9 protein-coding genes are annotated in these 12,924 nt (G+C 44.0%); 7 read left to right on the top strand and 2 right to left on the bottom strand.

What is annotated here, in order from left to right; all coding sequences use genetic code 11:
• The 5 genes from AC6I7V_RS06215 to AC6I7V_RS06235 all read left to right on the top strand — a co-directional run bounded on the left by AC6I7V_RS06215 (position 1) and on the right by AC6I7V_RS06235 (position 7,328).
• The gene (locus AC6I7V_RS06215) at positions 1–921 is read left to right on the top strand and encodes a LysR family transcriptional regulator (RefSeq protein ID WP_255230830.1); all 921 of its coding nucleotides are present in this window, start codon (positions 1–3) and stop codon (positions 919–921) included.
• A 180-nt stretch (positions 922–1,101) separates the two neighbouring features.
• Positions 1,102–3,126 (top strand): TonB-dependent receptor domain-containing protein, encoded by a 2,025-nt coding sequence (locus AC6I7V_RS06220; RefSeq protein WP_255230829.1) that lies wholly within the window; start codon positions 1,102–1,104, stop codon positions 3,124–3,126.
• Positions 3,127–3,330: 204 nt separating this feature from the next.
• Entirely contained in the window at positions 3,331–3,795 is a 465-nt protein-coding gene (locus tag AC6I7V_RS06225; protein ID WP_255230828.1) for a GNAT family N-acetyltransferase, read from the top strand.
• Positions 3,792–4,388: a LysE/ArgO family amino acid transporter gene (locus AC6I7V_RS06230; RefSeq protein WP_255230827.1), complete on the top strand. Its 597-nt coding sequence runs from the start codon at positions 3,792–3,794 to the stop codon at positions 4,386–4,388. Before AC6I7V_RS06225 ends, AC6I7V_RS06230 begins: the two co-directional genes overlap by 4 nt.
• Before the next feature lie 207 nt (positions 4,389–4,595).
• A complete protein-coding gene (locus tag AC6I7V_RS06235) occupies positions 4,596–7,328 on the top strand; it encodes a glycoside hydrolase family 3 protein (protein ID WP_498011558.1) in 2,733 nt (910 codons plus the stop codon).
• Positions 7,329–7,428: 100 nt separating this feature from the next.
• Here AC6I7V_RS06235 and AC6I7V_RS06240 read toward each other — a convergent pair whose 3' ends face one another.
• The gene (locus AC6I7V_RS06240; RefSeq protein WP_498011654.1) at positions 7,429–9,300 is read right to left on the bottom strand and encodes a methyl-accepting chemotaxis protein; all 1,872 of its coding nucleotides are present in this window, start codon (positions 9,298–9,300) and stop codon (positions 7,429–7,431) included.
• Between the two features lie 529 nt (positions 9,301–9,829).
• On the opposite strand from AC6I7V_RS06240, the gene AC6I7V_RS06245 reads away from it, so the two are divergent.
• Both AC6I7V_RS06245 and AC6I7V_RS06250 read left to right on the top strand, forming a co-directional pair.
• Positions 9,830–10,045 carry a hypothetical protein gene (locus tag AC6I7V_RS06245; RefSeq protein ID WP_261883017.1) on the top strand — a complete coding sequence of 72 codons (216 nt, stop codon included), beginning with the start codon at positions 9,830–9,832 and terminating at the stop codon, positions 10,043–10,045.
• A gap of 194 nt (positions 10,046–10,239) precedes the next feature.
• Positions 10,240–12,024, top strand: coding sequence for a sodium:solute symporter family transporter (locus AC6I7V_RS06250; protein ID WP_255230824.1), 1,785 nt, complete (start codon positions 10,240–10,242; stop codon positions 12,022–12,024).
• A 188-nt stretch (positions 12,025–12,212) separates the two neighbouring features.
• On the opposite strand, the gene AC6I7V_RS06255 is transcribed toward AC6I7V_RS06250, so the two are convergent.
• On the bottom strand, positions 12,213–12,923 hold the full coding sequence (locus tag AC6I7V_RS06255; protein ID WP_255230823.1) for a 3'-5' exonuclease: 711 nt from the start codon (positions 12,921–12,923) through the stop codon (positions 12,213–12,215).
• Position 12,924: the final 1 nt, after the last annotated feature.

Below are 12,924 nucleotides of genomic sequence, written 5' to 3' on the forward strand. Positions count from 1 at the left end.
ATGAATCTGGCTCAAGTCGACCTTAATCTATTAGTCATCCTTAAGCACTTGTTAGAAGAAAAGCATGTATCCAATACCGCATTGGCGCTAGATATGAGCCAACCAACAATCAGTCGATCGCTGCAAAAGCTTCGTACGGTTTTCAATGATGATCTGTTGGTTCGTGGGACTTATGGGTATGAACTGACACCTAAAGCCGAATCTATTAAGCAAGATCTAACATCGGTGCTGGGCCGTCTGGAAAAATTGGTGGCAGGGGATGTATTTGAGCCAAAAAATAGTGACGCAACGGTTCGTTTCTTTGGTTTAGCGCCGCAGATTTCCCACTTAATGCCGAAAGTGATGGCGGAAATTCGTCGTCAGGCTCCGAACATGATTGTTGATATTGACTCAATTCCAAAACGTCACTTCGAGAGTTTAGTCTCCGGAGATGCACACTTTGTTCTTTCGACTCATGAACCGTCGAGTTCAGAACAGAATCTGTATCGCACTTATGTAACCAGTCGCGACTATCGTTTGCTGATGAGTAAAGATCACCCATTGGCAGAGAAAGAGATCACGGTTGATGACCTTTTAAATTGCCAACTAGGGCAGATCTCGCTTCAAGGCGATAAAAAGCTGTCGATTGAAAGTCGTTTCAAAGAACTTGGTTTAATTGATAAGCAACGTAAGTTATCGATTCCTGTCCAACTCTCTAATTTCAATGCCGCGCCTGACATTGCCGAAACGACAGATATCGTTTTTCATCTTCCGACTCCTTTTGCACAACAAGCCGCCAAGCAGCGCAATCTCGTTTGTAAAAGAGTTCCAAAAGCACTTCGTCATCCGTCAGAAGATGTTTACTTATATTGGCATAAGCGTTTTCATAATGATCCTATGTGTCAATGGATCCGACGTACTTTCAAAGAGTTATACAGTTAAGTGTCATAATGATAATTAATACACATATGCCAACCAATAAATTTATTGAATACGAAAAGAAATCTTTATTTAAAATATAAATAGTCAGAATAACCTAAGGGGATGAAACTTTCATTGATGTAAATGGTAACCAAATGTCTAATGAAAACCATTATCATTTGCAATCAAAGACATCATATTATGACAGATCGTTCTCTTTTTTCTCCTAAGCCTTTAGCCATTGCAGTAGCCTTTGTCTGTTCTGCTATTTCATCAACTTCTTTTGCCAATGAAGCGCCAGTAAAAACTGACGAGCAGATGGTTATCACCGCAACTCGTACAGAAACTTCGCTCAAACAAGCGCCAGCATCTATGTCGGTGATCACGGCAGAAGATATTGAGAATAATCCGGGTATCACGTTGGCGGATATTGTGGCGGATTCCACCAGTGTTGAGTCCGATTTCGATAGTACGCGTGCAGGCCGTCAGATGATCTCAATTCGCGGTATGGATTCAGACTACACTTTGATCATGGTAAATGGTCGACGTCTCAGTTCTGCAAGTGCAATCATTCGTGGTAATGATTTCGATCTTTCAACCATCCCAGCAGATTCGATTGAGCGCGTTGAGATCATTCGCGGTCCAATGTCGGCACTGTATGGCTCCGATGGTATGGGCGGTACGATTAACATAATCACCAAAGCGCCTGAGAATGATTGGAGCTCGACATTGAGTATGGATACATCATCGCCAATGGATGGCAATGGTGGTCAAGAGCATTCTGTAGGGCTGACGACATCAGGTGCCTTGATTGAAGATGAGTTGTTTGCTCGTTTCTCCATAAACCAAACCAGCCGTGATGCGTGGCAGCCTTATTCTGGTACTCACAACGCAGGACACGATCGCGAAGATGTCACTGCTTTAGAAGGGCGCGATACACTGAGTTTGCTTGCTACATTGACATGGCATGCCACTGATAACCAGACTATCGATTTAGATCTCGGTTACAGCGATGACAAACGTGATACTGCGGCAGAGCATGCGACAGGCTTGAACGTTTCAAATTCTAATGTAAAACGTAATAGCCAAGCGATCACACACAATGGTTACTGGAGCTGGGGTGACACCAAAGTTCGCTACTCTAGAGAGAACGTGATTGATAAAAACTCAGCAGATGTCGGAAATTCAACACGTGATGTTGAAGAGCTAACACAGATCTTTGAAGCGTCGGCGACAAGCTATCTCGGTGATAGCCATATTCTGACGGTGGGTGTGGATTACCAGTTGAGTGAGCTAACAAACGAAGAAAATGTAACGGGAGCTCCTGCGGAGGCGTATCAAGGCGCTCTATTCATTCAAGATCAATGGAACGTTACTGGGCAGTTGACGGCAACCTTGGGTGGTCGTTTAGACAAACACGAGAAGTATGGTGAAGAGTTCAGCCCTCGCGTGTATTTAGTTCATCAAACGACAGATGACCTCGTCATCAAAGGTGGTGTAGGTAAAGCGTTTAAAGCGCCAACACTGACGCAGAATCACTCAGGTTATACAGTTGTGAGTTGTAAAGGCTGGTGTGACATTGTCGGCAATGAAGATTTAAGCCCAGAAACGAGCTGGAACTATGAATTAGCGGCACTTTATACCCAACCGCGTTGGAACATTGAAGGCGCGTTGTTCCGAAATGAAATCCAAGACCTGATCGACCGTGGTGATACCGAATGTTTGTCTGGTGGCACATGGGGTGGCAATGGTATTGGTTGTGTTGAAGATGACGGCACTTTTGTAAGCAATGGTACTCGTACTTATGTAAACGTATCAGAGGCTGTTATTCAAGGTGTTGAGCTGGCTGGTGGATTCCAGATTTCAGAACAGTGGGATGTATCAGGGAACTACACGTACCTAGACACAGAAGACAAATCAACAGGCGAGCAGTTGTTGGAACGTTACAAACATTCTGGTTTGGTGAAACTGAATTGGAACCCAACGTACGACCTCACCGCATTCGTAAGTGCGAGATATCGTGGTGAACGTCAAATTGAAACAGATCTAGTTCAAGATGCTTACACGACTCTGAATATCGGTACTGTATACAACGTCAATGACTCAGTTCGTCTTCGAGCGGGGATTACAAACTTAACCGACGAGGCCGTTTCTCAAGAGCTTGAGAGCATGGGTTATGTTGAAAAACCGCGTACTTACTACGTGGGAATGACTGCAGATTTCTAAGGTCAAGTCAGATATACAAGTAAAATCGCAGGTCAGAAGGCCTGCGATTTTGTTTTTCTCGATTGATTGGTAACTCCTTGCTATAAAACGCGTATCTTGGCGCTTGAATTATAAATAAGGCTTCAGTTATGCTCAGGAGTTCGTTTTCTTGTCAGTAACAAGAAGACAACAATGACAAAACGGCAATACAAAGGAATGGATTCAATGGAAATTAGAAAGGATGATTTGTCGGGCGGCGATGTCATAGCGCTGCTTGAAGAGCACTTGGCCGATATGTACGCTACGTCACCACCCGAAAGCGTTCACGCTCTTGATGTCGATGCGCTAAAGGCCTCAGACATTACGTTTTTTAGTGCTTGGAAGGCTGATGTTCTACTGGGTTGCGTGGCAATTAAAGAGCTCGAACCAGAGCACGCAGAACTTAAATCGATGCGAACATCTCGCCACGCACGAAAGGGCGGTGTCGCTAGCAAGTTATTGCAGCATGTACTCGATGTGTCGTCGTCTCGCCAATATCAAACGCTGAGTTTAGAGACTGGTTCTGAAGAGTACTTCAAACCAGCTCGAAATCTCTATGAGAAATTTGGTTTTCGTTATTGTGAACCTTTTGCGGACTACAAGCTTGATCCTAACAGCCATTTTATGACGATAGACATTCAATCAGTATGACCACGTATTTATCAGGTTTCTCCCTTGGTTTGTCACTGATTTTGGCCATTGGCTCACAAAACGCTTTTGTGTTAAAGCAAGGTTTGAAAAATCAGCATGTATTCATTGTCTGTCTAGTTTGCGCTGTGTCAGACGCACTTTTGATCAGCTTTGGTGTGGCTGGATTTGGCGCAATTGTTGAGAAATTTCCACAGATAGAACAGATCGCTCGATTTGGTGGTGCGCTGTTTTTGGCGGTGTATTCAATATTGAGCTTCCGCTCGGCGTTTACCGAGAATCACGCGCTAGAAACGCACGTTCAAACCAAAGGCTCTTTGCTAAAAGTGGTGTCGGTATGTTTGGCATTTACTTGGTTAAATCCACATGTTTATTTGGATACGGTCGTATTGCTTGGGTCTATCTCCACCCAGTACCAACCGAATGAGATGCAATTTGCCGTTGGAGCAATTACAGCTTCGTTCGTGTTCTTCTTTTCTCTTGGCTTTGGAGCGAGATTTCTATCTCCACTATTCAGCCGTCCTAAGTCATGGAAAATACTAGAGTTTATGGTTGGTGTTATGATGGCAACTATCGCTGTCAGCTTAATAATCTAGTCACCCCATAGCTTTAATTCATTGAGCCCACTGAATCTTTTGATCAGTGGGCTTTCTGTATTCATTACATCGAACTTATTTGTCTATTTGAATACTCAGTAGCTTTCTAAGTTTGATATGTCTATTGATGTCTATTGATGTCTATGGTTTTGGTTTTTGTTCTACACTTAAGCTATTGAATATCGTCGATTAGCTAGGAATTACAAAGTGATACTACACAACCATAAAGCTCTGTTTGGGGGCGTTGCTGTATGCTTAATCGCTGCTCCTTGTGCGATTGCGGATCCTCCAGTTGAAGTCAATTCAGTTAATGAAGCGAAGACTTCTACCATTCCCTATTACTCAAAATGGCCGACATTAGAGAGTGCGATAGCAAAAGACCTTCAGATTGAAGCGCGTATCGCAGACATACTAAGTCGCATGACACTGGGTGAGAAAGTCGGGCAGATGATCATGCCTGAATATCGACAAGTGACGCCGGCAGAAGCCAAGCAGTACAAAATTGGCTCGGTACTTAATGGTGGTGGTGGCTGGCCGAATGAAGACAAATATGCGACAGCGCAAGAGTGGGCAAAGCAGGCGGATAGTTATTGGCTGGCATTGGATGAAGCCTACGCTGGGCGAGGATTCCGGATTCCTTTTATGTGGGCGACCGATGCTGTTCATGGGCACAACAATGTTTATGGAGCGACACTGTTTCCTCACAACATCGGGCTAGGAGCGTCGAACAATCCAGAATTACTACGACAGATTGGCGAAATAACCGCCATAGAAGTTGCTGCAACAGGCATTGACTTGACGTTTGCTCCTACGGTGGCAGTTCCAAGAGATTACCGTTGGGGAAGGGTCTACGAAGGCTACTCAGAATCCCCAGAGATTACTTATCACTACGCACCAGCAATTGTGCAAGGGTTACAAGGTAATCAACAACAGCTGCAAACTGAGTCTAAAGTGATTGCCACCGTTAAGCATTGGCTCGGTGATGGTGGGACTAACAATGGCGTAGACCGAGGAGTGAATCATTCAACAGAAGATCAGCTTCGTAATCTTCATGCCCCCGGCTATTTCTCAGCTATAGAGGCTGGTGCGCAAGTGGTCATGACGTCATTTAACTCTTGGCAGCAAATTGACGAAAATGGTACTAGCGACTCTGATGCGAACTCAAGGCATAGTGGCAAACTACATGGCAGTCGTTACCTTGTCACGGATGTGCTCAAAGGAAAGCTAGGGTTTGATGGCATTGTAGTGACCGACTGGAATGGGCATGGCGAGGTAAAAGGGTGTACCAATGCCAACTGCCCACAAGCTGTTCTGGCTGGTAATGACCTGTTTATGGTGACAGACAATAAAGACTGGAAAGGTTTTTATCGCAATGTCATAAAGCAGGTGCGAAGTGGCGAAATTCCGATGTCGCGAATCGATGATGCGGTGACTCGAATACTGCGAGTGAAAATGAGAGCGGGGCTATGGTTAAAACCGAGACCTTCTTATCGACTTTATGCGGGTGATGAATCTTTACTTGGTGCAGACACACATCGGCTGGTGGCAAGGCAAGCGGTCAGCGAGTCTTTAGTATTGCTCAAAAACAACAATCAGATCTTACCTCTCAACTCAAATAATCAAACCTATCTTGTCGTTGGTAGCGCATCAAATGACTTGCAAAAGCAGAGTGGTGGCTGGACGTTAACTTGGCAGGGCAATGAAAATAGACGCTCTGACTATAGAAACGGTGAAACTGTACTTGAGGCTTTCGTTGAGCAAGTTGGCGAGAAAAGGGTGTTTACCGACCCAGAGACAGCTCCGATGGATGCCATTGCAGTTGTCGTCATGGGTGAAGATCCTTATGCGGAGATGTTTGGTGATATCAAGGAACACCAAAGCATTGCTTATTCAGAACTTAAAACCAGTTATAAGCGTGATTTACGTTTACTGGAACAACTAAAGCAACAAGGTTTTGAGGTCGTTACCCTGTTTTTCTCTGGCAGACCTCTATACACCACGCCGGAACTCAATTTGTCTGATGCGTTCGTGGCAGCTTGGCTACCAGGAACCGAAGCGATGGGCATCACCGATGTGTTGTTTGGTGTGAATGGCAAAGATTTTACAGGGCAATTGTCGTTTAGTTGGCCACGTGATAAGTGTGTGAGCAATGTGAGCCGTTTTGAATCCCGTATTGCAAACTATGTGATACCAGAAAACGAGCGCTCTCCAGAAGAGAGTCCACCATTGTTTGACTATGGTTACGGCTTGAGTTACCAAACGCCACGGCATTTGAGTGAAATAGAGTCAGATAAAGAGAGACTTGGCTGTGGTAAAGAGCTCCAAAAAACCAAAGCGACCCATAATTTGGAGATTTTTGGACGACTGGCCAGTGATCAGTTTGTGCCTAAAGTGAGTGGTCAGGTGACGCAGTGGAAGGGTACGTTTGTATCTCGTTCTAAAGTGACAGAAATTGGTACCGCGCACACCACACCAATCAACTACAAACACCAACAAGACGCACTCTCAGTCAGTCTAGGTCAATCGTTGCCGATGCAATTTTACTTACAAACACCGGATAAGACAGGCGTTGATCTGACGGGTTATTTATTTGCAGGCGCAGACTTGGAGTTCGACATTGCGGTTTACGGCTCAGTCCCTAAGTCTTTAAAGCTCGCGAGTCATTGCGTTTACCCATGTGGTGCAATCGCGTCAATTGAGAAAGAGCTCTCACAAGCGTTGACGAACAGTGATAAGCCTTGGTTGACCGTTAAAGTGCCTTTGAGTTGCTTGGCTGAGAATGGCTTAGATTTTTCCGATTTGAATACTCCGTTGCTTCTTTACTCCGATGAACCGTTCGATTTTGATATAGGTGAAGTTCGTTACGTACCTGAGAGTCAGCAAGTTGATGACAAACGAGCACTGTACTTGTCATGCGGTTTGTTTAACAAGATTAAGTAAGAAAGAGTAGTTTCTAACCCTACTAATCGATAATAATGAGAAAGCCGCTATGTTGGGAGCGGCTTTCTGGTTTTAGTTGGGTAGAGTGTTAACTTAGAGGTTAAACCTTAAAACGACTCATTAAGGTGCTGATACTGTGGTTGAGCTGTTTGATCTCAACGGACTCATTCACTTGATTCACACTCAATTTATTGAGCTCAAGTACCATTTGGTCAATCTCATGGATACTCTTTGTGATGCTCTGTGTGACGGCGTTTTGCTCAGCGGATGCACTAGAGATATCACTGTTGAAGCGACTTACGACTTCCATCTTTTCACTCAATTTAGAGAGCATCTCTACGGCTTGAACCACTTGATTGCGTGTTTTTTCACAGTTCAATTTAGTGAGCTCAATCGATTTTACTAAACCTTCAGACTGGCCTTGGAGGTTAGAGAGTGCTTCCTCAATTTCTGACGTACTCTCTTGAGTGCGATTTGCTAATGCTCGCACTTCATCAGCGACCACAGCAAAGCCTCGACCATGTTCACCTGCACGCGCAGCTTCAATGGATGCGTTTAGAGCGAGTAGATTGGTTTGTTCAGCGATACCACCGATGACAGTCACGATAGATTGAATACTTTGGGATTCATTGGCCATCGCAATAATGTCATGAGACGTGGTATCAACTTGCTCTTCCAAAGAGTTAATGTAGGACTCGGTTAGCACATTGATTTGCTTGGTCTCATCACTGAATGTGGCTGCGTTGTGAGCGGCTTCGGCTGCAGACTGCGAGTTTCTCTCTACCTCAATGGAGGCGTGAGATAGGCTATCAATCGCTGTGACAACTTGGCTGGTCTCGTTGGTGTGAACTTGCAACACGCTGTTGGTTTCTTGGCAACAACTCTCGATGCTATCAACCTTACCTTCAAGCACCACGTTTTTCTGTTTCATTTCGGTGATCATGCTCTGAAGGCCACTGATGAAGATATTGATGTCTCGTGCAATCTTACCAAGGTCATCATTGGTTCTTTCTTCTAAGCGCTGGGTTAAGTCACCATTGCCTTGAGATAAGTCATGAACAATGTTACGTAGCGAGATGATAGGGTGGTATAGCATGTTGAGTAGTAAAGTCATCACAGCAATTGAGCAGATGACAGCGGCCACTATCAACATTTGAGCATTGAAGACCACCTTATCTAGAGTTCGCATAGCGATTTTAGGGTCGATAACCGAGATCATATGCCACTGGTTTGAATCACCAATATTGACGACTTTAGCCATTAGCATCATCTCTTTTTGGTCAATATTACCGCGAATAAACACTTCAGATTGACGTGTTGCAGCCGCTATCTGAGTTGTGGCAGGCAACGAACTAATCATGGTTTGAGGAGCGATACTTTCAATGGTAGAAGCGATGATCATGCCTTTGTCGTCAACGATTAAGCCGCGAGCTTGATAGATTTTTTCCAGTTCACCCAATTTATCCTCCAAATCATCAAAGCGAAGGTCGGCCATAAGTACGCTGTTTTCAAAAGAGTACATTACGCCAACCATTGGCGTTTGCGTGCTTTTGGTAAAGAACAGGTCACTAAAAGAGAGTCCAGAACGAGTTTTGGCCTGTTTGTACCAAGGGCGACTCGTTGGATTGTACTTCTCTGGAATACCAATGCCGTTTGGAAAAGATTCGGAAGGGCGTGATGTAAAAGAGCGACCATCATCGAAGCCAATGACCATCTTATCAATGCCGCCTAGTTTAGCCGAGTAGTGCATCAGCGCTTGATACTCGACCTCAAATTTTGCAGCGTTGAGCTCTGCTGCTGTTGAGTTCACGACGGCAATGGTGCGTTGTACATCTTGCTCAATCTCATTGATCTCTACAGAAAGAGAACGGTCGATCTCTTTGTAAATGGTCTCTTCAACCTGCTCTTTAGCTAGGTTGAAAGAAAACCAGTTTGATGCAATTAGCGAAACGGTGGTGACAGCGGCCACCATAAGGATGAGTTTGCCTTTAAAACCTAGTGGAAATAACGTTTTTATGTTTTTCATAGTTGTTCACGCAAATAGACAAGTGAATTTAGACATTGATTGTGTCGCTCTAAAACGGTTCTTAATAATCAATTATGTGTGATGTTATTGTATTATTTTTAGGTTATGCAATCTGTGAGAAAAATCCATCTGTCAAACGAAATAATCGCCAACTATGTGACTTAACTAGAATTTACAACTATCGTGATTTCCCTTCAAAACACCTCTTTTTATGCCACAAGTAGCAATACATTCACCGAATGGGTTATTACTCATTTATTGACATAGCTCTCTATTTCGCAATCAAAAACTAACCATTTTAAATTATTAATAATACAATAATTCTGATTGTGGCGTTTAAAGGCTCATTCGTTGTTGTTAAACACCGCAATCTATTGTTGCTTTTGAACTGACTTATGGTTGGTTCATAGAGGTTACAAATGAGTTATGTTCCCATTTTACTGAACACAGCAGTTAGCCGATTTTGGCGAAAAAGTTGAGTAACGCCAGCAACTATGAGGCGAACGTAGAATTCCGTGGGGGTATCGTTTGTCTTGCTGAACGTTCTCTTGCTGCTTTTGTTCAGGCGGTTTATCCGTTTTGCCCACGTCTTGTTCTCGGACGTGGGCTTTTTTATATGTATGACAAGAGCCTGGTTTTTATCTGTGGTGGAAAGAAGGATGATAAACAGACCACACAGGTGATTCATTAAACGCTCTAACCCTTTGTCAAAAAGGGTTTAACACCTCAAGTGACACTAGAAACCCACTAGGATCGACCAATTCACAAAAATAATATTAATCTGCCATTAATCACACTTTTGACTTATTGTAGTACAATACATTGGATTTATAGCTATGATGTACAGGTCGAAACTAATTATAGAAAAACAAAAGGTCTATTAGAATGGAACTCAATACAGCTATTGTAGGCATCTATTTCTTATTTCTTATCGCTATAGGATGGATGTTCAGAACGTTTACTAGTACCACCAGTGATTACTTCCGTGGGGGCGGTAACATGCTTTGGTGGATGGTAGGTGCTACGGCATTTATGACGCAATTCTCTGCTTGGACATTTACTGGTGCTGCAGGTAAGGCGTACAACGATGGTTTTGCCGTCGCCATCATCTTCTTGGCAAATGCGTTTGGCTACTTCATGAACTTTGCGTACTTTGCTCCTAAGTTCCGTCAACTTCGCGTTGTTACGGTAATCGAAGCTATCCGTATGCGTTTCGGTGCTGCGAATGAGCAAGTGTTTACTTGGTCTTCAATGCCGAACTCTGTTGTATCGGCTGGTGTTTGGTTGAATGCACTTGCAATCATTGCTTCAGGCATCTTCGGCTTTGACATGACAATGACAATCTGGATTACAGGTCTGGTCGTTCTGGCAATGTCGGTGACAGGGGGCTCATGGGCAGTAATCGCATCTGACTTTATGCAGATGGTTATCATCATGGCAGTAACGGTTACTTGTGCGGTGGTCGCTGTTGTTCAAGGTGGCGGTGTTGGTGAGATCATCAATAACTTCCCGGTCGGTGATACTGGCTCTTTCGTAGCGGGTAACAATCTGAATTACCTAAGCATCTTTAGCATTTGGGCATTCTTCATCTTTGTTAAGCAGTTCTCTATTACTAACAACATGCTTAACTCTTACCGTTACCTAGCGGCAAAAGACTCTAAAAACGCTAAGAAAGCGGCGCTTCTTGCTTGTGTGCTAATGCTTGGCGGTGTGTTCATCTGGTTCATGCCTTCTTGGTACATTGCTGGTCAAGGCGTCGACCTATCTGCTGCCTACCCTGAAGCTGGTTCTAAAGCGGGTGATTTCGCTTACCTATACTTCGTACAAGAGTACATGCCAGCTGGTATGGTTGGTCTTCTGGTAGCGGCAATGTTTGCAGCAACCATGTCGTCTATGGACTCAGGTCTAAACCGTAACTCAGGTATTTTCGTTAAGAACTTCTACGAACCTGTTGTTCGTAAAGGTCAGGCTTCAGAGAAAGAGCTAGTTACTGTATCGAAGATTACTTCTGCAGTGTTTGGTATCGCAATTATCCTTATCGCACAGTTCATCAACTCTCTAAAAGGTTTGAGCTTGTTCGATACTATGATGTACGTGGGTGCGCTAATCGGCTTCCCAATGACAATTCCAGCATTCCTTGGCTTCTTCATTAAGAAGACTCCTGATTGGGCAGGTTGGGGTACACTAATTGTAGGTGGTCTGGTTTCTTACATTGTTGGCTTCGTTATCAATGCAGAGATGGTTTCATCACTATTTGGTCTTGAAGAGCTAACTAAGCGTGAATGGTCTGATGTTAAGGTTGCGATTGGTCTAATCGGTCACATCACACTAACAGGTGGTTTCTTCATCGCTTCAACTCTGTTCTACAAACCACTACGTGAAGATCGTCAAGCTGATGTCGATAAGTTCTTCAATAACTTAGATACACCTTTGGTTGCTGAGTCTACAGAGCAGAAGAAACTGGACAACAAACAGCGTCAAATGCTTGGTAAACTTATCGCAGTAGCGGGTGTGGGTGTGATGTTTATGGCACTCCTATCTAACCCGATGTGGGGACGTATGGTGTTCATCCTATGTGGCGCGATTGTCGGTGGTGTTGGTATGCTGCTTGTGAAAGCGGTGGATGAAACTGTTGAAGAGAAGGGCGCAGTATCAGAACAAACGTCATAATGTCTGATGCACTCATAACTTCAAATAGATAATTTTAAAGCGGCTGATCGTTCAGCCGCTTCTGTCGTTTTTATTGTATAGCTTTCGACCCAAGAAGCGACTTGTTGTTTTTCGATAAATAAAACCCCGATATGTCACTCATATCGGGGTTATTTTTATGGGGTAAGATCTTTTTGTATTAACGGTTTTTACTTGTGACTCAAACTGTATAGCTTGGCGATGGGGACTGATGTCGTCGGGGAGAGACGTTTCTTTTGTGCCAAGAAGAGCTCGGCGGTTGAGACTGCATCGATCAGTGCGTTGTGATTGTTATACTCCGGCAACCCATAACGTTCACGTGTCGAAGACAAAGAGTAGTCTAAGTCGTGTTCGTTGCGCGCTTTCGCCATGTTCTTATCGATCGCTAACGTATCGATCCATAAGATGGGCAAATCTACCACTTGATAATAGGTATCTAGGTAACGGTCGATAAACGCTTTCTCTACACCACAGGCATGAGCAATGAGCACTTTACCTGCAGCAGCTTCGAAAAATTGACTCATAGCGTTCGGTAGCGAGATACCATCTCTAAGCATTTGCGGAGTGATATGGTTAATCACCGCGGTTTCAGGTACTACAGAAGACTCTTCATTGATGTAAAGGTGTGATGCGGAGTTTAGATTGATTTTGTCTGCGTTTATCTCAACCCAACCCATAGACAATATAAGGTCGCTTTCCGCTTGCAGTCCTGTCGTCTCTAGATCCAAAACAATATAGCTCAGCTCTTCAGCTTTGGTGTCGAGAGTACATTCTGGTTCAGACACCAAAGCGGTCAGTTCAGAAGCCTGATGGCGTTGCTCAATAAATAGCTCTCTCTTTTTATTTAGACGCATCAATGGGTGAAAGCGTTTAAATAGCATG

The organism is Vibrio sp. KUL70 (assembly GCF_059725515.1).

Excerpts from the sequence above, each read along its gene's own strand:
- AC6I7V_RS06230 (WP_255230827.1), top strand. The coding sequence starts at position 3,792 with ATGACCACGTATTTATCAGGTTTCTCCCTTGGTTTGTCACTGATTTTG.
- AC6I7V_RS06240 (WP_498011654.1), bottom strand. The coding sequence starts at position 9,300 with ATGGTGGCCGCTGTCACCACCGTTTCGCTAATTGCATCAAACTGGTTT.
- AC6I7V_RS06225 (WP_255230828.1), top strand. The coding sequence starts at position 3,331 with ATGGAAATTAGAAAGGATGATTTGTCGGGCGGCGATGTCATAGCGCTG.
- AC6I7V_RS06215 (WP_255230830.1), top strand. The coding sequence starts at position 1 with ATGAATCTGGCTCAAGTCGACCTTAATCTATTAGTCATCCTTAAGCAC.
- AC6I7V_RS06220 (WP_255230829.1), top strand. The coding sequence starts at position 1,102 with ATGACAGATCGTTCTCTTTTTTCTCCTAAGCCTTTAGCCATTGCAGTA.
- AC6I7V_RS06255 (WP_255230823.1), bottom strand. The coding sequence starts at position 12,923 with ATGCTATTTAAACGCTTTCACCCATTGATGCGTCTAAATAAAAAGAGA.
- AC6I7V_RS06250 (WP_255230824.1), top strand. The coding sequence starts at position 10,240 with ATGGAACTCAATACAGCTATTGTAGGCATCTATTTCTTATTTCTTATC.